At 73.4% G+C, this 20646-nt stretch carries 20 protein-coding genes; 12 read left to right on the forward strand and 8 right to left on the reverse strand.

Going from position 1 to position 20646, the window contains the following annotated elements; genetic code table 11:
- Positions 1-12 precede the first annotated feature (12 nt).
- The 3 genes from ABD371_RS25935 to ABD371_RS25945 all read right to left on the reverse strand — a co-directional run bounded on the left by ABD371_RS25935 (position 13) and on the right by ABD371_RS25945 (position 2829).
- Positions 13-1194: an ROK family transcriptional regulator gene (locus tag ABD371_RS25935; RefSeq protein ID WP_344481316.1), complete on the reverse strand. Its 1182-nt coding sequence runs from the start codon at positions 1192-1194 to the stop codon at positions 13-15.
- 167 nt (positions 1195-1361) lie between these two features.
- Positions 1362-1838: an NUDIX hydrolase gene (locus ABD371_RS25940; RefSeq protein ID WP_344481319.1), complete on the reverse strand. Its 477-nt coding sequence runs from the start codon at positions 1836-1838 to the stop codon at positions 1362-1364.
- A 43-nt stretch (positions 1839-1881) separates the two neighbouring features.
- Positions 1882-2829 (reverse strand): beta-ketoacyl-ACP synthase III, encoded by a 948-nt coding sequence (locus ABD371_RS25945; protein ID WP_344481325.1) that lies wholly within the window; start codon positions 2827-2829, stop codon positions 1882-1884.
- 240 nt (positions 2830-3069) lie between these two features.
- On the opposite strand from ABD371_RS25945, the gene fdhD reads away from it, so the two are divergent.
- Positions 3070-3921, forward strand: a complete 852-nt coding sequence (fdhD, locus tag ABD371_RS25950) for a formate dehydrogenase accessory sulfurtransferase FdhD (RefSeq protein ID WP_344481966.1) — start codon at positions 3070-3072, stop codon at positions 3919-3921.
- 23 nt (positions 3922-3944) lie between these two features.
- On the opposite strand, the gene ABD371_RS25955 is transcribed toward fdhD, so the two are convergent.
- Complete coding sequence (locus ABD371_RS25955; RefSeq protein WP_344481332.1) at positions 3945-4391, reverse strand: (2Fe-2S) ferredoxin domain-containing protein; 447 nt, start codon at positions 4389-4391, stop codon at positions 3945-3947.
- A 384-nt stretch (positions 4392-4775) separates the two neighbouring features.
- On the opposite strand from ABD371_RS25955, the gene ABD371_RS25960 reads away from it, so the two are divergent.
- From ABD371_RS25960 to ABD371_RS25980, 5 genes are all read left to right on the forward strand, one after another.
- Complete coding sequence (locus tag ABD371_RS25960) at positions 4776-6599, forward strand: AMP-dependent synthetase/ligase (protein WP_344481340.1); 1824 nt, start codon at positions 4776-4778, stop codon at positions 6597-6599.
- A 134-nt stretch (positions 6600-6733) separates the two neighbouring features.
- The gene (locus ABD371_RS25965) at positions 6734-7069 is read left to right on the forward strand and encodes a hypothetical protein (protein WP_344481347.1); all 336 of its coding nucleotides are present in this window, start codon (positions 6734-6736) and stop codon (positions 7067-7069) included.
- A 111-nt stretch (positions 7070-7180) separates the two neighbouring features.
- Positions 7181-8014 carry an aldo/keto reductase gene (locus ABD371_RS25970; protein ID WP_344481352.1) on the forward strand — a complete coding sequence of 278 codons (834 nt, stop codon included), beginning with the start codon at positions 7181-7183 and terminating at the stop codon, positions 8012-8014.
- Positions 8015-8202: 188 nt separating this feature from the next.
- Entirely contained in the window at positions 8203-8628 is a 426-nt protein-coding gene (locus ABD371_RS25975) for a hypothetical protein (RefSeq protein ID WP_344481355.1), read from the forward strand.
- Positions 8629-8720: 92 nt separating this feature from the next.
- Complete coding sequence (locus ABD371_RS25980; RefSeq protein ID WP_344481358.1) at positions 8721-9176, forward strand: RICIN domain-containing protein; 456 nt, start codon at positions 8721-8723, stop codon at positions 9174-9176.
- Between the two features lie 19 nt (positions 9177-9195).
- Here ABD371_RS25980 and ABD371_RS25985 read toward each other — a convergent pair whose 3' ends face one another.
- Positions 9196-10089 (reverse strand): class I SAM-dependent methyltransferase, encoded by an 894-nt coding sequence (locus ABD371_RS25985; protein WP_344481360.1) that lies wholly within the window; start codon positions 10087-10089, stop codon positions 9196-9198.
- A gap of 80 nt (positions 10090-10169) precedes the next feature.
- Entirely contained in the window at positions 10170-11750 is a 1581-nt protein-coding gene (locus tag ABD371_RS25990; RefSeq protein WP_344481363.1) for an ATP-dependent DNA ligase, read from the reverse strand.
- 529 nt (positions 11751-12279) lie between these two features.
- On the opposite strand from ABD371_RS25990, the gene ABD371_RS25995 reads away from it, so the two are divergent.
- From ABD371_RS25995 to ABD371_RS26020, 6 genes are all read left to right on the forward strand, one after another.
- Complete coding sequence (locus ABD371_RS25995; RefSeq protein WP_344481366.1) at positions 12280-12834, forward strand: toxin-antitoxin system, toxin component; 555 nt, start codon at positions 12280-12282, stop codon at positions 12832-12834.
- Between the two features lie 27 nt (positions 12835-12861).
- The gene (locus tag ABD371_RS26000; RefSeq protein ID WP_344481369.1) at positions 12862-14022 is read left to right on the forward strand and encodes an MAB_1171c family putative transporter; all 1161 of its coding nucleotides are present in this window, start codon (positions 12862-12864) and stop codon (positions 14020-14022) included.
- 417 nt (positions 14023-14439) lie between these two features.
- Entirely contained in the window at positions 14440-15018 is a 579-nt protein-coding gene (locus ABD371_RS26005; protein ID WP_344481375.1) for a hypothetical protein, read from the forward strand.
- A 6-nt stretch (positions 15019-15024) separates the two neighbouring features.
- Positions 15025-16278 carry an MAB_1171c family putative transporter gene (locus ABD371_RS26010; protein WP_344481381.1) on the forward strand — a complete coding sequence of 418 codons (1254 nt, stop codon included), beginning with the start codon at positions 15025-15027 and terminating at the stop codon, positions 16276-16278.
- A 145-nt stretch (positions 16279-16423) separates the two neighbouring features.
- Positions 16424-16852: an SsgA family sporulation/cell division regulator gene (locus tag ABD371_RS26015; protein WP_344481388.1), complete on the forward strand. Its 429-nt coding sequence runs from the start codon at positions 16424-16426 to the stop codon at positions 16850-16852.
- A gap of 70 nt (positions 16853-16922) precedes the next feature.
- Entirely contained in the window at positions 16923-17729 is an 807-nt protein-coding gene (locus ABD371_RS26020) for a helix-turn-helix domain-containing protein (RefSeq protein ID WP_344481394.1), read from the forward strand.
- Here the strand turns inward: ABD371_RS26020 and ABD371_RS26025 are convergent.
- Both ABD371_RS26025 and ABD371_RS26030 read right to left on the reverse strand, forming a co-directional pair.
- Entirely contained in the window at positions 17726-18151 is a 426-nt protein-coding gene (locus ABD371_RS26025) for a hypothetical protein (protein WP_344481402.1), read from the reverse strand. The two genes, ABD371_RS26020 and ABD371_RS26025, sit on opposite strands and share 4 nt — an antisense overlap.
- 225 nt (positions 18152-18376) lie before the next feature.
- On the reverse strand, positions 18377-20485 hold the full coding sequence (locus tag ABD371_RS26030; protein ID WP_344481410.1) for an alkaline phosphatase family protein: 2109 nt from the start codon (positions 20483-20485) through the stop codon (positions 18377-18379).
- Between the last annotated feature and the right edge of the window lie 161 nt (positions 20486-20646).

Below are 20646 nucleotides of genomic sequence, written 5' to 3' on the forward strand. Positions count from 1 at the left end.
GGGGTTGACCGGTCAGGCGGGGGAGAAGAGGTGGTCGGTGATGAGGCGGGCGGCGCCGGTGACGCCGGCGAGGGGGCCGAGTTCGCCGAGGACGATGGGGAGGTTGCCGGTCGCGAGGGGGAGGGACTGGCGGTAGACCTGGGTTCGTATGCTGGCGAGGAGGGTGTGTCCGACGCCGGTGACGCCGCCGCCTATCACCACCAGGCCGGGGTTGAAGAAGCTGACGAGGCCGGCGATGACCTGGCCGACGCGGTTGCCGCCCTCGCGTATGAGCCGGAGCGAGGTGGTGTCGCCGGCGGCGGCCGCGGCGGCGACGTCGACGGCGGTGAGTGTTCCGGTGGCGGCGAGGCGTTCGGCGAGTTCCGGGGAGCGGCCGGAGCGGGCGGCGTCCTCGGCGTCGCGGGCGAGCGCGGCCCCGCTGAAGTGGGCTTCCAGGCAGCCCCGGTTGCCGCAGGCGCAGGGGCGTCCGCCGGGGTCGACCTGGATGTGGCCGATGTCGCCGGCGCTGCCCGTCGTACCCCGGTAGACCTCTCCGCCGACGACGATGCCGCAGCCTATGCCGGTGCCTATTTTGACGCAGAGGTAGTCGGCGACGGAGCGGGCGACGCCGGCGTGCTGCTCCCCCATCGCCATGAGGTTCACGTCGTTGTCGACCATGACGGGGCAGCCGAGGTCCTGGCTGAGGGCCTCGCGTACGGGGAAGCCGTCCCAGCCGGGCATGATCGGCGGGGCGACCGGGACGCCTTCGGGGAAGCGGACCGGTCCGGGGACTCCTATGCCCGCGCCGTCGAATCCTTCGGCGAGTCCGGTGGCTTTGAGTTTGGCGGCCATGGAGAGGGCTTGTTCGAAGACCGCGACGGGGCCTTCGCGGACGTCCATGGGGTGGTTGAGGTGGCCGAGTACTTCCAGTTCCGCGTTGGTGACGGCGACGTCTATGGAGGTGGCCCCTATGTCGACGCCGAGGAGGCGCAGTCCGGGGGCGAGCCGGATGTTGTGGGAGCGGCGGCCGCCGCGTGAGGCGGCGAGGCCGTCGGCGACGACGAGACCGGTGTCGAGGAGCCGGTCGACCTCGACGGCGAGTTTGGACCGGGAGAGGTCGATCAGATCGCCGAGCTGGGCGCGGGAGTTGGGTCCCTGGTCGCGCAGCAGCCGGAGCAGCCTGGCCTGGTGCGCGTTCGCGGGTCGAGCGGTCATCCGTCTCAACTGCCCCTCCCATCCCCCGGGCTTCGGCGCGGGGAACCCGATGCGGCTGTCGGTGCTGCGGCTTCGAGGGGAACGTAGCAGCGCTTTCACCGGGTGGGAAGAACTTGCGCGGAGTTCTGGTGCGACTTCTTCCACACCCGGGACAAAGGGCTGGGCGGTCAGTGGGGTGCGGTCTCGGGGAGGGCGGCCAGCCGGTCGAGGAAGATGTGCTGTCCCTTCACCAGCTTGCGGCGGGCCTCGTCGAGGCCGCACCACTGGGCCCGGTCGATCTCGGGGAATTCCCGGGTGCGGCCGGAGTGCGGGGGCCATTCCATGGTGAAGGTGCCGGGTACCACCAGGTCGGTGTCGAGGTCGCCGGCGAGCGCCCAGAGGGTGACGATCTTGCCGCCGGGCTGTCGTGACTCTCCGAGGGGGAGCCAGGGCCCGTCGGGCGGGGGGAGTCCCAGTTCTTCCTGGAACTCGCGGCGGGCCGCCGCGCGCGGTTCCTCGTCGGGGGTGTACTGCCCCTTCGGCGCGGACCAGGCTCCCTCGTCGCGGTCCTGCCAGAAGGGGCCGCCCATGTGGCCGATGAGCACCTGGAGGTGTGTGCCCCGGCCGCGGAACAGCAGGAGTCCCGCACTCGTCACAGCCGTCATGCCTGCCAGTGTGCCTCTGGGGACGGGGTGGACGGCGGACGGCTCACGGGCAGCGGATGATCTGGCCCGCGTAGGAGAGGTTGCCGCCGAAGCCGAAGAGGAGGACCGGGTCGCCGGAGGAGATCTCGCCGCGTTCGGCGAGCTTGGCGAGCGCCAGCGGGATGGAGGCGGCCGAGGTGTTGCCGGACTCGACGACGTCGCGGGCGATGATCGCGTTCACCGCGCCGATCTTCTGTGCCACCGGTTCGATGATCCGGAGATTCGCCTGGTGCAGGACGACGGCGGCCAGCTCGTCGGGGCGTACGCCGCCGCGTTCGCAGACCTTGCGGGCGATGGGCGGCAGCTGGGTGGTGGCCCAGCGGTAGACGGCCTGGCCCTCCTGGGCGAAGACGGGCGGGGTGCCCTCGATCCGTACGGCGTGGCCCATCGAGGGGACCGAGCCCCACAGCACCGGGCCGATGCCGGGCCGTTCGCCGTCCGGCACGGCCTCGACCACGGCCGCGCCCGCGCCGTCGCCGACCAGGACGCAGGTGGTGCGGTCGGTCCAGTCGGTCACGGCGGTCATCTTGTCCGCGCCGATGACCAGGACCCGCTCGGCGGCGCCGGCGCGGACCGTGTGGTCGGCGGTGGCGAGGGCGTGGGTGAATCCGGCGCAGACGACGTTCACGTCCATCACCGCCGGGGACTCCATGCCCAGCCGGGCGGCGACGCGCGCCGCCGTGTTCGGGGAGCGGTCGATCGCGGTGGAGGTGGCGACCAGGACCATGCCGATGTCCTGGGGGCCGAGTCCGGCGGAGGCGAGCGCCTTGGCCGCGGCGTGCGCGGCCAGCTCGTCGACCGGCTCGTCGTCCGCGGCGCGGTGGCGGGTCTCGATGCCCACCCTGCTGCGGATCCACTCGTCGCTGGTGTCGACCAGGCCGGCGAGGTGCTCATTGGTGAGCACGCCGGCGGGCTGGTAGTGCCCGAGGGCGGTGATACGTGAACCGGTCATGTCGGATCCCCTCCGTGCGGGCAGTGGAATGCCCCAGTCTTCGCTGCTACCAACCGGTACGACGGCAGGTGATCCCACAGGATTGGGGCCCATGAATTTGGAGCTTCCCGAAGGGTGACGGTACCCGTGCCGTGCCCGCCCCGGCCCCGGGGGGCCGCCGTCGGTGAGAATGGGGCGGTCGAAAGCACCTCGGCGAAGACCACGGCGAAGAACCTCAGCGAAGAATCGGGACTGATCATCATGGGACGGCTCACCGAGCGCCGCCGCACCATCCGCGTCCGCGACGGGGTGGTCTCGTCGCGCCCCGACACCCTGGTGGCGGAGGAGCCGCTGGAGATCCGGCTGAACGGCAAAGCGCTCGCGATCACCATGCGCACCCCGGGCGACGATTTCGCGCTGGCGGCCGGTTTCCTGGTGAGCGAGGGCGTGGTCGCGGCGGCGGACGACATACGGACGATCGCGTACTGCGCGGGGGCGACCGCGGAGGGGGTGAACACCTACAACGTGGTGAATGTGACGCTCGCGCCCGGGGTGGCGGTGCCGGACATCGGTCTGGAGCGCCATGTGTACACCACCTCGTCGTGCGGGCTGTGCGGCAAGGCGAGCCTCGACGCGGTGCGCACCACCGCGCGTTTCGCGATCGCCGACGCTCCCCCGCTGCGGATCGCGCCGGCGCTGCTGTCGGCGCTGCCGGACCGGCTGCGGGCGGCGCAGCGGGTCTTCGAGCGGACCGGGGGGCTGCACGCGGCCGGGCTCTTCTCCGAAGAGGGGGAGCTGCTGGACGTGCAGGAGGACGTGGGCCGGCACAACGCCGTCGACAAGCTGGTCGGGCGGGCGCTGCGCGGCGGTGGGCTGCCGCTGTCGCGGGCGATTCTGCTGGTCTCCGGGCGGGCGTCGTTCGAGCTGGCGCAGAAGGCGGTGATGGCGGGGGTGCCGGTGCTGGCGGCGGTGTCCGCGCCGTCGTCGCTGGCGGTGGATCTGGCGGCGGAGAGCGGTCTGACGCTGATCGGTTTTCTGCGGGGGACGCAGATGAATGTGTACGCGGGTGAGGAGCGGGTGGTCCTGGACGGCGGCGACGGCGGCAGGGCCTGAGGGTCCGAACCGCCGGTCACGCCTCAGCGGCGTCTGCCCCTGCCCTTGGCGCCGGCCTTGGTTCCTGTCTTGGCCTTGGTCTTGGCGGGGGTCGGGGCCGGGATGGTCTGGAGGGTGAGCGCGGCGGGCGGTTCGGCGAGCCCGGGGCCGCCGGCCTCCGCCCAGGCGACGACCTCGCCGAGGGCGTCGTCGTCGAGCGCCCAGCCGATCCAGGTGGCGCGGGCGCCGCGGCGGCGGCCCTCGGTGGAGGGCTGGACGACGATCACATTGGCCTGTCCGCAGGGGCCGAGGCACTCGCTCGTACGGATCTCGATGCGCCCCCCGGAGGCGGCGGCGGCCTCGCGCAGCCGGACCAGCTGGCCCTCGTGGTCGGTGCCGGGGTGCTTGGCAGCGCTGCCGCAGCAGCAGCCCCGGCAGACGACGAGGGTGCAGGGGCGGGCGCGGAGGGGGCTTATCGCATACGAGGTCACCGGATGATCGTCTCAGTCCCGGCGGCCCGAGCACAGAGCGCCTCGCACAAGTGTCCGTATCTGATGCGCCGCCGATCCGGAGGAGCCGGGGAGGCGGGACGGTGGCGGTATCAGGGTTTTCCGGAAAGGTCCGGACCAAATCCCCGGGGGAAGGTAAAGCGACGGTGAGCGCAGAGTGGCGATTCCGTGGAGATTTCGTCCCGACTTGTCTGATCCGTCGTCAGAACTCCGCCGCCCCCCTCGCCCCGGGACCACAGTCCCGTGCCTGACCTGTGATGACGCCCCCGGACGCCCCGGTCCCCGGCGTACGGGCGGCGCCCGGGCCCGCGCACCGGGGTGGGATAGCGTCGCGGCGCTGAGCTGAGCACCACGAGGAGCAGGCCCTTGCGCGAGTTCACCGTCCCTCCCCTGGACGCCGCGCCCCTGGTCGGCGGACTGGCCGACGCGGTCTTCGAACACGCGGAGCGGGACCCGGACCGGGTCGCGCTGGGGCGCAAGGACTCGGCGGGCCACTGGCGCGACATGAGCTCCGCGCAGTTCCGGGACGAGGTGCTCGCGCTGGCCCGGGGGCTGCTCGCGAGCGGGGTCCGGTTCGGGGACCGGGTCGCGCTGATGTGCCGGACGCGGTACGAGTGGACGCTGTTCGACTTCGCGATCTGGACGGTCGGCGCGCAGTCGGTCCCCGTCTATCCGACGGCCTCGGCCGAGCAGGTCTTCTGGACGCTGTACGACGCCGGGGTCTCCGCCTGTGTCGTGGAGCACGAGGACCACGCCATGACCGTCGGCTCGGTGATCGGCCGGCTGCCGCTGCTGAAGCGGCTGTGGCAGCTGGACGCGGGCGCGGTCGCCCAGCTCGTCGCGTCGGGCGCGCACCTCGACGACGAGATCGTCCACCGGCACCGGCGGGCGGTCACCCCGGACTCGACGGCCACCGTGATCTACACCTCGGGGACCACCGGCCGCCCCAGGGGCTGTGTGATCACCCACGCCAATCTGATGTTCGAGACCGACACCGTCGCCGGGCGCTGGGCCTCGGTGTTCCGCGCCCGGCCCGGGGACGAGCCCGCCACCCTGCTCTTTCTGCCGCTGGCGCATGTCTTCGGCCGGATGGTGGAGGTGGCGGCGGTGCGGAGCCGGGTCAAATTCGGCCATCAGCCGGTGCTGCGGGCGAATGTGCTGCTGCCGGACATGGCGGCGTTCCGGCCGACGTTCTTCCTCGGCGTTCCCTACATCTTCGAGCGGATCTTCGACGCGGCCCGCCGCCGGGCCGAGACCGAGGGGCGGGCGGGCCCCTTCGACCGGGCGGTCGAGGTGGCGGTGCGGCACGCGGAGGCCAGGGAGCACCGGGCGTTCGGGCTGGGCCCCGGGCCGTCGGCGGCGCTCAGGGTGCGGCATCAGTTCTTCGACAAGGCGGTGTACGCGAAGCTGCGCGAGTCGCTGGGCGGCCGGGTGCGGTACGCGATGTCCGGCGGGTCGGGGATGGACCGGCGGCTGGGGCTGTTCTTCGAGGGGGCGGGGGTGACCGTCTTCGAGGGGTACGGGCTCACCGAGTCGACGGCGGCGGCGACGGCCAATCCGCCGGAGCGCCCCCGGTTCGGCACGGTGGGCCGGCCCATCCCGGGCACGACGGTGCATGTGGCCGAGGACGGCGAGGTGTGGCTGCACGGCGGTCATGTCTTCTCCGGGTACCTGGGCGACCCGGGGGCCACCGGGGCGGTGCTGCGCGACGGCTGGCTGGCGACCGGGGATCTGGGCTCGCTGGACGAGGACGGCTATCTGACCATCACCGGGCGGAAGAAGGAGATCCTGGTGACCTCCAGCGGCAAGAGCCTCTCGCCGCTGGCCCTGGAGGCCCGGGTGCGTTCCCATCCCCTGATCTCCCAGTGCCTCGTGGTCGGCGACGACCGGCCGTTCGTGGCGGCGCTGATCACCCTCGACCAGGAGGCCGTGGCGCACTGGCTGTCGGTGCGGCACCGTCCGCCGCTGCCCCCCGCCGAGCTGGTGCGGGACGCGAGCCTGGAGGCGGAGATCCGCCGGGCGGTGGTGGCGGCCAACACCCTGGTCTCGCAGGCCGAGTCGATCCGTACGTTCAGGATTCTGGCGTTCCCCTTCAGCGAGGAGGAGGGTCTGCTCACCCCCTCGCTGAAGCTGAGACGGCGGGCGATCGAGGAGGTGTACGCGGCGGAGGTCGACGCGCTGTACCACTGAGGGGTATGCGTCAGGGGCCCGGCCGCACCCGTCCGGCGGAACCGCGGAACTCTCGTACCACCGGGCGGACAGGCCCTAGGGTGGCAGCGGATCAGCGCCGCCGTACGTCCGCTCCTTGAGGGGGAATTCGCACGATGACCGTGGTCAGGGTCGAGACCGTCAGCAGCGACGGCGAGGGGGTCGCCCGGAGCGGCGGGGCGCGGGCGGCGGGGGTGGAGGAGGCCATCATGCAGGCGTCCGAGAGCGCGCGGCGGTCGCTGGCGAGCACCCCGGACGCCGACGGATGGCGGATCTCCGGCATGGACGTGACCTTCGGGCTGACTCCGGCGCCGGGTGCCCCGGACGCGTCCGGCGGTACGTCGTTCGAGGTCAGGCTGACAGTGGAGCGGGAGCCCGGCCCGGCGTCCGGCTGCTCTTCGGGAGCGGCCGGATCCGGTGGCCGGGAATGCCCGTTCGGCGCTGATCGTTGACCATGGGATGACTGACCGACGGACTGACCGACGGACTGACCGACGGACTGACCGACGGACTGACCGACGGACTGACCGACGGACTGACCGACGACGTAAGGACCGCCTCTCGTGAGCAAGGTTCCCTCCATCACCCTCAACAACGGTGCGGCGATGCCGCAGCTGGGCTTCGGCGTGTGGCAGGTGCCCGACGACGAGGCCGCGCGGGTGGTCGGCACGGCCCTGGAAGCGGGCTACCGCAGCATCGACACCGCGGCCGTCTACGGGAACGAGGCCGGCACCGGCCGGGCGATCGCCGAATCCGGGCTGCCGCGCGAGGATCTCTTCGTCACCACCAAGGTGTGGAACGACTCCCAGGGGTACGACACGACACTGCGGGCCTTCGACGATTCCCTCGGCAGGCTGGGCCTCGACCGGGTCGATCTGTATCTGATCCACTGGCCGCTGCCGTCGAAGGACTCCTACGTCGACACCTACCGGGCGCTGGAGAAGATCCTCTCGGACGGCCGGGCCAGGGCCATCGGTGTGTCGAACTTCCTGCCGGAGCATCTGGAGCGGCTGCTCGCCGAGACCTCGGTGGTCCCCGCGGTCAATCAGATCGAACTCCATCCCCAGCTCCAGCAGCCCGCGGTGCGCGCCTTCCACGCGGAGCACGGCATCGCGACCGAGGCCTGGTCGCCGCTGGGCCAGGGGAAGGGGCTGCTGGAGGTGCCGACGGTCATCGCGGTCGCCCGGAAGCACGGGCGGACCCCGGCGCAGGTGGTGCTGCGCTGGCATCTCCAACTCGGCAATGTGGTGATTCCCAAGTCGGTGACGCCCTCCCGCATCCGCGAGAACCTGGACGTCTTCGGATGGGAGCTGGACGCCGACGATCTGGCCGCGCTGACCGCGCTGGACGAGGGCAAGCGGCTGGGGCCGGACCCGGCGACCTTCGACGTCGTCTGAGCCGGGCGGCGCACACACGCCCGACAGCTCCGCGCCCGAGGGCCTCCGTGCCCGCTCGCCGCGTGTCGCGACGGGCGGGTACGGCCGGGCGTGGCATTCCTGTCACCCCCATGCGCGCGTCTCATCATATTTACGTACGGTATGCCTAACTTGGCGCTCCAGGTTCCCCACTCGCTGGAGGCAGTCCCATGGAGCGCCGCACCCGGACCACCGTCACCGCCCTCAGCGCCGCCGCCCTGCTGGTGGGGACCGTGGGCATGGCCATGGCCGTCGTCGACCCGGCCGCCCCGGGCCCGGCGAGGCCGCCGGCGGCCCGGCCGGGGACCGGCGGGGGCGGCGGAGAGGCCCTCACCGCCCGGGCCACCGCGAGCGGGGTGCGTGCCTGGGAGCAGTTCCGGGTGCACGGAAGCGCCGACGATCTGCGGCCCGGCACCCGGGTGGCGCTCCAGCAGCGGCAGGGCAGACGGTGGGTGACCCTGCCCGCCGCCATGAGCATCACCCAGGAGTCGACCTACCGGATGCGGGTCCGCCTCGGCCTCCAGGGCCGCAACACCCTGCGGATCATCGGCGGCGGCCTGGCCTCCGCCCCCTTCACCGTCCACGTCCGGCGCTGACCGGGCGCGAACGCCCGGCCCGGACCTCTCGTACGATCATGCGGCGACGAGTTCAGACGGGTTCACGGGACCGAGCGAGGAGTACGGGGATTTTGAGCGGGGCATTCCGGCCGGGCCGGCATCTGGTGCGCAATGTGGGCAGCGGGCTGCTTCTGGAGGTGTACGCCGGGGCCCGGGGCAGCGGAGCCGTCGTCCAGCAGGGCCGGGAGAGCGGCACGGACGCCCAGCGGTGGCGGATCGAACCCGTGCCGAACGGCAGCGGGCTCTACCACTTCGTCAACGCGGCCAGCGGCAAGCGCCTCGACGTCACCGGGGCGTCCACCGAGAACGGCGCGCGGATCCAGCAGTGGCGGCCGAACAACTTCGGCGCGCAGGAGTGGATCATCGAGGGCCATGTCGACGCGCCCGGCACCTTCTCCGTGGTCAGCTTCGTCAGCGGCCTCCTGCTGGAGGTCGCCGACGGCAGCACGGAGGAAGGGGCCCGGGTGCGGCAGTGGGAGGACACCGACTCCCCCGCCCAGCAGTGGCGGCTGGAGCCCTGCGACTGAGAGCCGGGTGACCTGGGGGTCAGCGGCGGGCGGTGTGGACGGTGTGCGCGGTGAGCAGGAAGGTGTCGGAGCGGTTCAGCAGCCCCTCGGGGTCGTCCGGGTCGAGCAGCCGGTCGATCACGGCGAGGTCCTCGTCCGCGAGCACTCCCCCGGGGGCCTCCCGGAGCCGCTCGAAGAAGGCGACATGCTGTTCCCGGACCGGCGCGGGCGCGGGCGCGGGAATGTCGAGGAGGAAGGTGCGGGAGCCGCTCGGGGTGAGGCCGGCGGCGGCGAGCAGTGCGGGCCAGTCCTCGACCACGTCCTTCACGCCCGGCAGATCGGCCCGCATCGCGGCGAACCACTCGGAGTGGGCGGCGTCCACCCGTGCCTCCAGACCGGGGCGTCCGAAGCCGAGGTCGCGGGGGAGCCTGCGGGTGGGCAGACCGCCCTCGACCACGGCGAGCACCCCGCCGGGGCGCAGCAGCGCGCCGAGGTCGGCGAGGGCGGTGCGCTGGTCGCCGACGTGGTGGACCATGTTGCCCGCCCAGACGAGATCCGCGCTGCCCAGTCCGGAGAGGTCGCCGGGGAGCTGTGCGCGCAGCGCCTGGAAGCGGTCGGCGAAGCCGGCCCGCTCGGCGCGGGCCCTGGCGCGCTCCAGCAGTTGGGGGGTGGGGTCGACGGCGACCGTCTCGGCCTCGGGGAAGGCCTCGGCGAGCAGGGTGGTGAGGACTCCGGGGCCGCTGCCGACGTCGAGGACACGGCAGACGCCGGCGGGCGGGGTCAGTTCGCCGAGCCATGCGGCGGCCTGGCGGTAGAGGGGGCTCTCGACCTCGGCCTTGCTCTCCAGGAGCGGGCCCATGGCGTCCCAGTCCGGCTGGGTGGCGGCGTGGTCGTGGTCGTGGTCGTGGTCGTGGTGGTGATGGTGGCGGCTCATGCGGTCATGGTGGGCGACCGGGGGCGCGGGAGGCGAGATCTGTTGCGGTTTCGGCAACGGGGGGTGCTGTCCGGGGTGGTTCAGGGGGCGGGCGGCGGCGGGGACTGTCCGAGGATCCGCTGGATGGTGTCGGCCTGCCGGGCGGGCTTGTCGGGGCGGTGGCGCACCACCCGGGCGAAGCGCAGGGTGATCCCGGCGGGATAGCGCGGGGAGCGCTGGAGACCGTCGTAGGCGATCTCCACGACCAGTTCGGGGCGGACCCGTACGGTGAAGCCGTCGTCGTCGACGGCGAGTGCGCCGAGCAGTTCCGTCTGCCGGGTCAGCATGGCGTCGGTCAGTCCTTTGAAGGTCTTGCCGAGCATGACGAAGCCGTCGCCGTCGCGCGCGCCGAGGTGGAGGTTGGAGAGCAGGCCGGTGCGGCGGCCGTGTCCCCATTCGGCGGCGAGGACGACGAGGTCGAGGGTGTGGACGGGTTTGACCTTGAGCCAGGCGCGGCCCCGGCGGCCGGCGGCGTAGGGCGCGTCGAGCGCTTTGACGAGGACGCCCTCGTGGCCCCGGCGCAGGGCTGCGGCCATGAACTCCTCGGCGGCGGCGAGGGCGTGGGGGTCGCCGGGGTCGGTGACGAGGGCGCGGCGTACGCGCAGGGGTTCGGGGACGAGCCGGGCGAGGACGGTGTGCCGCTGTCCGGCGGGCAGGTCGAGGGTGTCGTCGCCGTCGGCGGCGAGGACGTCGAAGAAGACGGGGGTCAGGGGGAGCGCGGCGCGGGCGGCCTCGACGTCGGTGCGGGAGCCGACGCGGGAGGCGATCTCCTGGAAGGGGACGGGGCGTCCGGCGCGGTCGAGCGCGATGACCTCGCCGTCCAGGACGAAGCGGTCGGAGGCGATGCCCCGGGCGGCTTCGGTGATGTCGGGGAGCCGGTCGGTGATGTCGTCGAGGGAGCGGGTGAAGACTCGGACGAGGTCGCCGTCGCGGTGCACCTGGACGCGGATGCCGTCGAGTTTCTCCTCGACGGCGCAGGGGGCGGCGAGGGTGCGCACGGCTTCGGTGACGGTGGGCGCGGTGTGGGCGAGCATGGGCAGTACGGGGGTGCCGACCGTGAGCCGGAAGCGGTCGAGGGCGGCGGGGCCTTCGGTGAGGAGTGCGGTGGCGACGCGGGGCAGGGAGCCCTCCAGCATGACGGCTCTGCGGACCGCGCCGGCGGGGGTGTGGGCGGCCTCGGCCACCGCGTCGAGGGCGATGGCGTCCAGGGCTCCCTGGCGTACCTCGCCGAGCAGCAGCCGGGTGAGGAAGCGCTGTTCGGCGGCGGTGGCGGCGGCCATCAGCCCGTGCAGGACCCGTTCGCGCGCGGCGCGGGAGCCGGGGCCGTTGAGCCGGGTGAGCGCGGTGATCGCGTCGTCGGCGTCGCCGACGGTGAGGGTGGCGGCCTCGGCGGGCGGCGGCAGGTTCTTGAGGAGGCCGGGTCCGACGCCGACGCGGCCCTGGGGGAGGCGTCCGGAGAGGTAGGAGATGACGAGCGCGACCTGTTCGGGGCGGGTGGCGGCGAAGAGGGCGGCGAGCAGCGCGGTCTTCCGGGAGCGCGCGGAGTCGGCGGCCACGTCCCGGGACACCTCGGCGAGCCCGGCCAGGGCGGGGCTCTCGCCGGGTGGGGTGTCGGGGGTCATGGGGCCATGGTGCGTCGGCCGGACGTCCGCCGCACCCGCGAGCGGTCCGCGGTGGTGCGCGCGCTTCGCCGTTCCGTAGGGGGATGGCGGCATACGCACCCCCTCAGGTTCTGACGCCGCCGGAGCCTGAGGGTGGCCTGGGGAGTGTCTTCGAAGTAGCGTCGTCCGCCCGCTGGTGGGAAGGCACGACCGGCGGACGGGACTTCGAGGACACGGCCTGGGGGCGGCCCGCGGACGACGACTTGGGAGACCGTCGTGCACGGGACGCGCGGGTACGAAGTACGGTTGCGCTGGGACTCCCCGAGGGGGAGGGTCTTCGAAGTGACGCCTCCGCCCGGGCGGGTTCCTCCCGGGCCGCCGGGCACGGTGGGCGGTGGGCGGACGGGGTTTCGGGGGACGGCCCGGGTGCGCGCGCACCGGGGGTGGTGGCGGAAGTGCGGGCTCCGGCGGGTTCGCGCCGGGGACGGGTCGGACGGGGTGGGGTGCTGTGTGCCGCAGAAGCAGGGAGATGCGTCGGCTGTGCGCGCATTTGGCGAGAAGTCTTCGGCTCCGCGTTCCCGCCGAGCCCTTTCTGGTCTTCACGGCGCTCGCCGGGGTGCTGAGCGCGCTGCGGCGGCGTGAGGTCCGTATCGTCTTCGTCCACTTCCCGCCGGAGACGGTGAGCGGGCTCTGGGCCGACCGGGGCGACCACGATCTGATCGTCGTGGAGGAGCGGGTGCCGCCGCAGCACCAGTTGGTGATCGCGGGGCACGAGATCTGGCACATGCACGCCGGGCATCGTGGCGGGCACGCCGACGGCGCGGCGGCGGCGGCCCGGGCCCTGGTCCCGTCGGAGGCGGCGGTGCCGGACGGCGCGGCGCTGCGCGAGGTCATCGCGGACGCGGCGGCGCGCTCCGGTTTCGCGGGCTCGGAGGAGCGCGCGGCCGAGCTGTTCGGGCTGCTGCTCGGCACCGAGCTGCGGCCACTGCTGGAGGAGGACCCCTCCCCCGCCTGTGCTCCCCCGCACGGGGTCGCGGACCGGATCCGGACCTCGCTGGGACGCCGGGGGGCGCTCGCCGATCCGCTTCCCTGCCGGGTCCGCTGAGGGCGGCCGGCCATGGGAGAGATGGGCATGATCATTCCGGCGGGGCTGCTCTTCGGGGCGTTTCTGCTGAAGCTGCCCGCGCTGTGCCGCAATCGGCAGGACATCCTGCTGGGGGCCGTGTGCGGGCTGCTGCTGATGGCATCGTTGGTCTTTCTGCTCGCCGCGGTGCCCACCATCGCGGCGATCAACCGGGTCACGGGCGTGGCCAATATCGCCGCCCCCGTGGTCTACAGCGTGCTGACGGCCTTCAGCGGGGCCTGTCTCGTGCTGATCGTCATCTGGCGGGGCGGGACCACCGAGAGCACCCGGCGGACCTCGCGGATCTGTGTCGTCTCCTACGGCGCGGTGATCATCGCGCTGATTCTGCTGTTCCTGGCCGGGGAGGCCCCCGAGGAGCGGCTGCGCGACTTCGACACCCACTACGCGAGGACCCCGTTCATCCGCGAGATGATCGTTCTCTATCTGCTGGCGCACACGGCGGCGGTGGTGGTGACGGCCGCGCTGTGCTGGCACTGGTCCCGGCGGGTGACCGGGGAGCTGCGCGCCGGTCTGGTGCTGATCTTCATCGGCTATCTGCTCAATCTGGGGTTCGACGGCACCAAGCTGGTCGCGGTCGCGGCCCGCTGGACGGGGCGGGACTGGGACTGGCTGAGCACCCAGGCGGCCCCGCCGCTGGCCTCGCTGGCCGCGCCGCTGATCGGCGGCGGGTTCGTGCTTCCGCTGGTGACCCAGCGGCTCGGCATCGGCTGGCGGGCGGCGGTGCGCTATCGCAGGCTGGGCCCGCTGGCCAGCAGGCTGACGGGGGCGGCGGGCGGCGGTGCGCCGGGGGTGACGATAGGCCCCTGGGCCTCTCTGGAGCTGCGGCTGATCCGGCGGGAGGCGGCGATCCACGACGGGATCATCAGTCTGCGCCCGTACTTCGACGGGACGGTGCGCGACGAGGTCCACGCCCGCGCGCTGGCGCTGGGGCACTCGCCCGAGGAGGCCGAGATCCTGGCGGACGCCGCGATGATCGCGGCGGCGGGTCTGGCGTACGAGGCGGACCCCGGGCGGACGGTGCTGGCCGGGGACGGCAGATGCGTCCAGCCGTCCACCCGCGCGGACGATCTTGTACGGATGTCGCTCGCGCTGCGCAGCTCGCCCCTGGTCCACGAGGCGAGCAGACGGGCGGCGCTCTCGGACGTCTGACCCGGCCGAGGGCTCGGCCGCGGGCGGTGCGGGGCCGGCCGAAGGCCCTGGCGGGGAGCCCGCCGGGGCGGTGGCGCACCGGGGTGCGACGTCCCGACCGGCCGTCCGGTTCCCCCGGTGGTGCGCACCCGTCAGAATCCCGCCAAAGGTGAGGTGAGGCACCGTACGGGCCGGGTCCGGGCCGGGGCCGCGCCACCGGAGCTGATCGACATGCTCATTACAGTCCCAACCGGCGCACTCTCCGGTCCGCCGGCCCCCTCGCCGAGTACCCGCGCATGGCTGACACGCCCTCAGCCTGTCCGGAAAACTCGCAACCTCGCCAGGGGCCCGAGACCGCGAACCCAACCCTCTGTACGGTGTGGTGCCAGGCTGAGCCGCCGACCGACCGGGGAGAGTGCAGTGGGCACCAGGAGCGCCATGCGCCAGCTCCGTGACGAACTCGCGCGGGCTCTTGACCAGGCCGACCCCGCCGGTCCCGACGAGGTGTTCGCCGCCCTGTGCGCACGGCTCGGCGAGCATCGGGGCCGGCCGGTGCTCCTGCGGTTCGTCGACTTCCCCCCGGGGACCGCGAGCGGGCTCTACCTCGACATGACGGACCGTGACGTGATCTGCGTCCAGGCGAACACCCACCCCGTCCACCAGCTGATCATCTTCGGGCACGAGGTCTGGCACATGGTCGCCGGGCACACCGGGCACCACGGCGGGGGCGCGACGGCCGCCGCGCGCTCCGGCCCCGCCGGTCCGGCCGCCGCCGCGCGGCTGGTGACCGGGGAGCCCGGCAAACCCGGCGAACCGGCCGTCGACGAGCTGAAGAGCGCCGTGCAGCAGCTGGCCGCGCGCACCGACTTCCGGCAGGCCCAGGAGACCGAGGCGGAGACTTTTGGTCTGGAACTGGGGGCCCATCTGCGCAGATGGCTGGAGCGAAAGCCCGCCGCGACGCCGCGCAGCCCGGTCGCCCAGCGCATTCAGGACTCCCTCGGACACCGCCAGGTCTGATCATCCATGCGCAACAGCCACTACTACATTCCGGCCATCGCCCTCGGGATCGCCTTCGCCGCCAAACTGCCCGCCTTCCGGCGCGATCCCCGCGACCCGCTGGTCCGCTCGGTCCTCTTCCTTCTCCTCACCGGGGCGGTCTGCTTCTTCCTCGCCGCGCCGCCCACCGTCGCCGCGGTCAATGAGATCACGGGAATCCCCAATGTCTCGGCCCCGCTGGTCTACTGCGTCATGTGTGCCTTCAGCTGCGCCTGTCTGGTGCTCATCGTCAACTGGCGCGGGGGGCCGGGCGGGCGGGTCCGGCGCGACTCCCGGCGCTGGATCGCCGTCTACGGAACGGCCGCCGTCGCGCTGCCCGTCCTCTTCGCACTGGGCGAGGCCCCGGTGGAGCGGCTGCGGGACCTCGACACGTACTACGCGAACACCCCGTTCGTCCGGGAGATGATCGTGACCTATCTGGTCGCGCACATCTCCTCCGCCGCCGTGACCACGATGATGTGTCTGCGCTGGGCACGGGCGGTGGCGCACTGGCTGCGGCTGGGTCTGATCGTGCTGGTCGTCGGTCTCGGGCTCAATCTCGCCTTCGGCCTCTGCAAGCTGACCGCCGTCGTGCTGCGGTGGACCGGCCGCGACGGCGATGTGCTCAGCACCTCGGTGGCCCCGCCGGTCGCCGGCGCCGCCGGGCTGGTCATCGCCGCCGGCTTTCTGCTGCCGCTGCTGGGGGCCCGGTTCACCGGGCTCCGGCGGAGCTGGCAGACCTACACCCGGCTGGGCACGCTGTCGCGGTGTCTGCGCGCGACGCCGGGAGCGCACGCGCCGCTGCCCCGGATCCCCTGGTGGGCCCCGGCCGGGCTGCGGCTGACGGTCCGGGAGACGGTGATCCACGACGAGCTGCTCAGACTCCAGCCGTATCTGGACGACCGGGTGCGGCGGCGGGCCCACGCCGCCGCCCTCACCGGCGGCGCACGGGGGCGACCGGCCCACACGGTGGGCGTCGCGGCGATGGTGGTGGCCGCCGCGACCGCCCGCGGCCTCGGACGCCCGCCCGCCGACGACGAACACGCCCAGGCGGGCGCGCTGGCGCTCACGGCCGCGCTCGGCCCCGGGCGCGACCGGCTGGTACGGCTCTCCCGGGCCCTGGAGTCGCCGGTCGTCGCCGCCGTACGGCCGGGTCCGGCCGCCAAAACCCCCGGCCCCGGTGCCGATTCCGATCCCGGCCCCCTGCACTCGCCGAACGGCGCGAAGGCCGGTACGCGATGACGCGCCGCGGAGCTTCCGAGGCCGGCCGGACACCCGGCCCACTGTGACGCACCTCACAATACTTGATGGCGATTCCTGTGCTGCGCCTCGGCCCTCAAGCACGTCTTGAGTACGAGGAGTTGAACCCGCAGCAGAGGAGCGACTCGTGTTACGCACTGTCGAGCAGTCGATCCCGGCCCATCTCGTCAACGGCACCCCGCCCATCGCCTCCATGACGGTCCGCCTGGCCTACACCGCCGATGACCCGCTCGCGGTCCGGATGACCTTCCCGGCCGCCGCCTCCCTCCACGGCTCCAGCGTCACCTGGGTCTTCGCCCGCGATCTGCTGGACTCGGGGCTGCGCGCCCCCTCCGGCCGGGGCGATGTACGGATCCGGCCGTGCGGACGCACCCGTACGACGGTCGAACTGCGGTCGCCGCAGGGGGTGGCGCTGCTGCGGTTCGCCACCGGCAGGCTGCGGCACTTCCTGCTCCACTCGTACACGGCGGTCCCCGCCGACCTGGAGTCGCGGGCGCTGGGCATCGACGCGGCGCTGGCGGCCCTGCTGCCCGGGGCCCGGGACACCCAGGAGTGAGCCCGGCGACCGCGACCGGGGCCGGGGGCGGCCACGCCGTGATAACGCGGGGCCGTAATACGGTCATCGCATGACGACTGTTGCACCCGGTACCGGTATCGGCCCCCTGCTGCGCGGCTGGCGGCAGCGCCGGCAGGTGAGCCAGCTGGATCTGGCCCTGCGCGCCGACTCGTCGGCACGCCACATCAGCTTTGTCGAGACCGGCCGCTCCCGTCCGAGCGAGGACATGGTCCTGCGGCTGGCCGAACATCTCGACGTGCCCGTCAGGGAGCGCAACTCCCTCCTCCTCGCGGCGGGTTACGCGCCCCGGTACGCGGAGACCGCCATCGACGATCCGTCGATGGCGGCGCTGCGGGAGGGGATGGACCGGCTGCTGACGGGGTACGAGCCCTATCCGGCGCTGGTCGTGGACGGGCTGTACAACGTGATCGCGGCCAACCGGGGCATCATGATGCTGCTGGAGGGGCTGCCCGCCCAGCTGCTGGCCCCGCCGCTGAACGCGATGCGGATCACGCTCCACCCCGAGGGGCTGGCCTCGCGCATCCGCAACCTCCGGGAGTGGCGCGGCCATCTGCTGCACCAGATGGAGCGCCAGATCGCGCTGGCCCGCTCCGAGGCCCTGCGCGAGCTGTATCAGGAGGTCATCGCCTACCCCCTGGCGGAGAGCCCCGGCGGGGCGGAGCTGACGGACTTCACCCCGTACCCCTATTTCGCGCTGCCCATGGTGGTCGAGCACGACGGGCGGACGCTGTCCTTCGTGTCGTCCATCTCGACGTTCAACACGCCGATGGATGTGACGGTCGCCGAGCTGGCCATCGAGACCTTCCTCCCGGCCGATCCGGCGACCGTCGACTATCTGCGGTCCCTGGAGTTCTAGGGGGTGTTCCTGGCCCGGGCCGCCAGGGCCAGGAACTGGAGGACCGCGAAGCCCGCGACCGTCAGCGCCTGGAGCGGGATCCAGACGACGCCCGCGGTGGTCGGGTCGAGCCAGAGCGCCAGTGCGGCGACGCTGAGGATGGCGTACACCAGATTGATGTCGATGACCGCCTTCACCGCGAGCGCGGCGGGCCGCTTGCGGGCGGCGAGGAGGCCGACGGCCGCCCCGTACCCGACGAGGACCGCGCCGAGCGCGGTGAGGAAGACGGAGTCGACGCCGATGAGCCGTCCGACGGGCCCGGCGGCGGCCAGATAGATCAGCCCGTTGCCCCCGGTCACGACGGCGTCGAGAGCAAGGAAGCGGCGCAGCACGGTCTGCGGCTCGGTGGTGCGGGCGAGGCCGGTGAGCAGGGTGGCGGTCATGGCGGATCAGCCTCCAGGGAGGGACAGCTACGGGTCGGGGAGCCGGAGCCCGGACGGTGTGCGCCGCCCGGGTTCCGGTGGGACCAGAGTGCTGGAGAGGGCGGGGGCCGGTCGATTACCCGCCGGGTAATGCCGGGCACGGGCGGCACGGAGGTGCCGGGGCGTTCGGGGCCGCGCGGCTCGCGTGCCGGCCGGGTGTTCCGGGTGCGCCGGGTGCTCCGGGCCTCAGATCGCCTCGACGCCGTCGTCCTGGGGCGCGACCGGGCGGTGCGCGGGCTCGCCGACGGGGCTCCGGGGGCCCGTGCACTCGTGGAGCCAGTGCCGCAGCACCCGGTGGACGGCCTCCGCGCCGACGAGTTCCGCGCCGGGGGCGACGGGGGCGGAGAGTTCGGCGGGCGAGAGCAGGAAGGGCCGTGACTGCTCTCCGCCGAGGCCGCCGTGGGAGCCGATCTGCTCCTCGAAGGCGTGCACCCGGCCGGTCTCCGGGTCGTACATCGAGTTGACCATGATGTCGGCGACATGGGGGAAGGAGTCGGTGCGGCGTACGGCGTCGGCCGCGCCCTCGCCGAAGCCCGCGAGCGGTCCCCGGCCGTCGGCCAGCTCGGCGAGGGGCGTCTCGGTCCCGCCGCCGAGCACCACGGAGCCGTGCCGCTCGCTGCGGACCAGCAGGAAACCGATGCCGGGGTGGTTGGCGAGGGTGCCGAGGAGCCCGGGGTGGCGCGCCTCGATCTCCTCCCCGCTGAGCCGTCCGGGGACGTCGGGGAAGGAGATCAGCCCGAGATTGCCGGAGGCGAGCACGATCGGGTCGGAGCCCGTGCCCCGGCCGGTCTCCGGCGGCGGTTCGCCCTCCTCCAGCCGCCGGTGCAGCGCGCTGCGCAGGGCGTCCCCCGCGGCGTCGCGGGCCTCCGCGCCGCAGCGGGAGCGCTCGGCGCGCCGTGACACCGGCAGTCCGCAGCCGGCGCGTACCAGGTCTTTGAGGCTGAGCCCGTACGCGCCCTGGAAGGTCTCCCCCGGGCTCTGTCCGTGGTCGGAGAGGAGGACGATCCGGTAGTCGCGGGGCGCGTGCTCGGCGGCCTTGGCGATCAGTGCCAGCGAGCGGTCCAGGGAGGTGAGGACCTGTGCCGCGTCCCCGCTGTGCGGCCCCGAGTGGTGGGCGACCTCGTCGTAGGCGACGAGGTCGGCGTAGACGGCGGTACGTCCGCCCAGCATGTCGCCGATGACGGCGGCGACCACCACATCGCGCGAGACCACGGTGGCGAAGGCCCGGATGAAGGGGTAGAGCCCGCCCCGGGAGACGCGCGGCCGGTCGCCGCGGAGCCGGGCGCGGACGGACTGGCGCAGCTCGCGGGCGACTTCGGCGGTGAAGGAGAGCGCGGTGCGCACCGCGTTGGCGGGGTCGGAGAAGTAGGCGAAGTATCCGGCCCGGGAGCGGTTGGCGCGACCGCGCCGGGTGGACACGGACAGGACGAGGGCGACCTGGTCGGCCCCGCCGCTGAAGAGGTTGCCCCGGCTGGCCCCGTCGTGGGTGAGGAGTCCGCCGTCGCCGGTGCGGGCGACGGCGCGGCGCTGGAGCTCCACGGCGGAGGCGGGGCGGTTGCTGACCATGAGCCGGCCGCGGTCCTTCTCGTACCAGCGGAAGGCGGGGACGTCGTGGTTGGAGCCGTGGAGGATGCCCAGCTGGCTGGCGCCGGTCTGGCTGGACCAGTCGGTGCGCCAGGGGGTGAGCCGGTGGGTGCCGGCGAGCCAGTCGGCGACGGTGGGCATCAGGCCGTCCTTGGCGGCGCGCAGGAGTACCTCGTGGCCGACGCCGTCGAGCTGGAGGAAGAGCAGGCCGGGCGGGCAGGGGCCGGGGGTGTCGCCCTGGCCGGAGCGGCGACGGCGGCGGGTGGCGAGCCGGGAGAGCCGGCGGCGGTAGGCGTTGTCGTCGCGCACGGCGAGAGCGGTGGAGGTGGCCGAGGCAACGGCGGACATCACGGCGGCGACGACGACGGCGGTCTCGGGGGCCGCGTCGCCCCGGCCGTCGGGGATCAGCCGCAGGGCGATCAGCAGCAGTGAGCCGTTGAGGAAGAAGACCAGCAGGCCGAGGACGAGGGCGGGCACGAGCAGCAGGGCGCGCACCACCAGCGGCCACACCAGCGCGGTCAGCAGACCGAAGGCTCCCGCGCCCCAGGCGGCGGTCAGCGCGGTGCGGGTGACGCTGTCCCCGCCCGGGGACTGGAGCCGGAAGTCGGGGAGCGCGGCGGCGAGCGCCAGCATCGTCAGGGTGGAGACCGCCCACACCACGGCCACCCGCAGCAGGGTGCCGCTCGCCCTGCGCCATCGCCCCTCGGTCACGCCGCCACCTCATCCCGGATCAGGCGTCCAGCCTGGCACAGCGGCGGACGCGAGCAGACCGGACGGCAAGGTTCCGCCATCCGGGCCGGAGCACGGGGGGCGGGTGCGGGGGCGTGCGGGGCCCGGGGGCTCCCGGGTGCGGGCGCGTGGCGCGGGTCTCC

Source organism: Streptomyces amakusaensis, assembly GCF_039532665.1.
GTDB lineage: Bacteria > Actinomycetota > Actinomycetes > Streptomycetales > Streptomycetaceae > Streptomyces > Streptomyces amakusaensis.

Bases quoted from the DNA above. Each gene is read 5' to 3' on its own strand.
- ABD371_RS25965 (WP_344481347.1), top strand. From the start codon at position 6,734: ATGACCGTGGTCAGGGTCGAGACCGTCAGCAGCGACGGCGAGGGGGTC.
- ABD371_RS26020 (WP_344481394.1), top strand. From the start codon at position 16,923: ATGACGACTGTTGCACCCGGTACCGGTATCGGCCCCCTGCTGCGCGGC.
- ABD371_RS25990 (WP_344481363.1), bottom strand. From the start codon at position 11,750: ATGACCCCCGACACCCCACCCGGCGAGAGCCCCGCCCTGGCCGGGCTC.
- ABD371_RS25940 (WP_344481319.1), bottom strand. From the start codon at position 1,838: ATGACGGCTGTGACGAGTGCGGGACTCCTGCTGTTCCGCGGCCGGGGC.
- ABD371_RS25985 (WP_344481360.1), bottom strand. From the start codon at position 10,089: ATGAGCCGCCACCATCACCACCACGACCACGACCACGACCACGACCAC.
- fdhD (WP_344481966.1), top strand. From the start codon at position 3,070: ATGGGACGGCTCACCGAGCGCCGCCGCACCATCCGCGTCCGCGACGGG.
- ABD371_RS26010 (WP_344481381.1), top strand. From the start codon at position 15,025: ATGCGCAACAGCCACTACTACATTCCGGCCATCGCCCTCGGGATCGCC.
- ABD371_RS25975 (WP_344481355.1), top strand. From the start codon at position 8,203: ATGGAGCGCCGCACCCGGACCACCGTCACCGCCCTCAGCGCCGCCGCC.
- ABD371_RS25945 (WP_344481325.1), bottom strand. From the start codon at position 2,829: ATGACCGGTTCACGTATCACCGCCCTCGGGCACTACCAGCCCGCCGGC.
- ABD371_RS26025 (WP_344481402.1), bottom strand. From the start codon at position 18,151: ATGACCGCCACCCTGCTCACCGGCCTCGCCCGCACCACCGAGCCGCAG.
- ABD371_RS26000 (WP_344481369.1), top strand. From the start codon at position 12,862: ATGATCATTCCGGCGGGGCTGCTCTTCGGGGCGTTTCTGCTGAAGCTG.
- ABD371_RS26005 (WP_344481375.1), top strand. From the start codon at position 14,440: ATGCGCCAGCTCCGTGACGAACTCGCGCGGGCTCTTGACCAGGCCGAC.
- ABD371_RS25935 (WP_344481316.1), bottom strand. From the start codon at position 1,194: ATGACCGCTCGACCCGCGAACGCGCACCAGGCCAGGCTGCTCCGGCTG.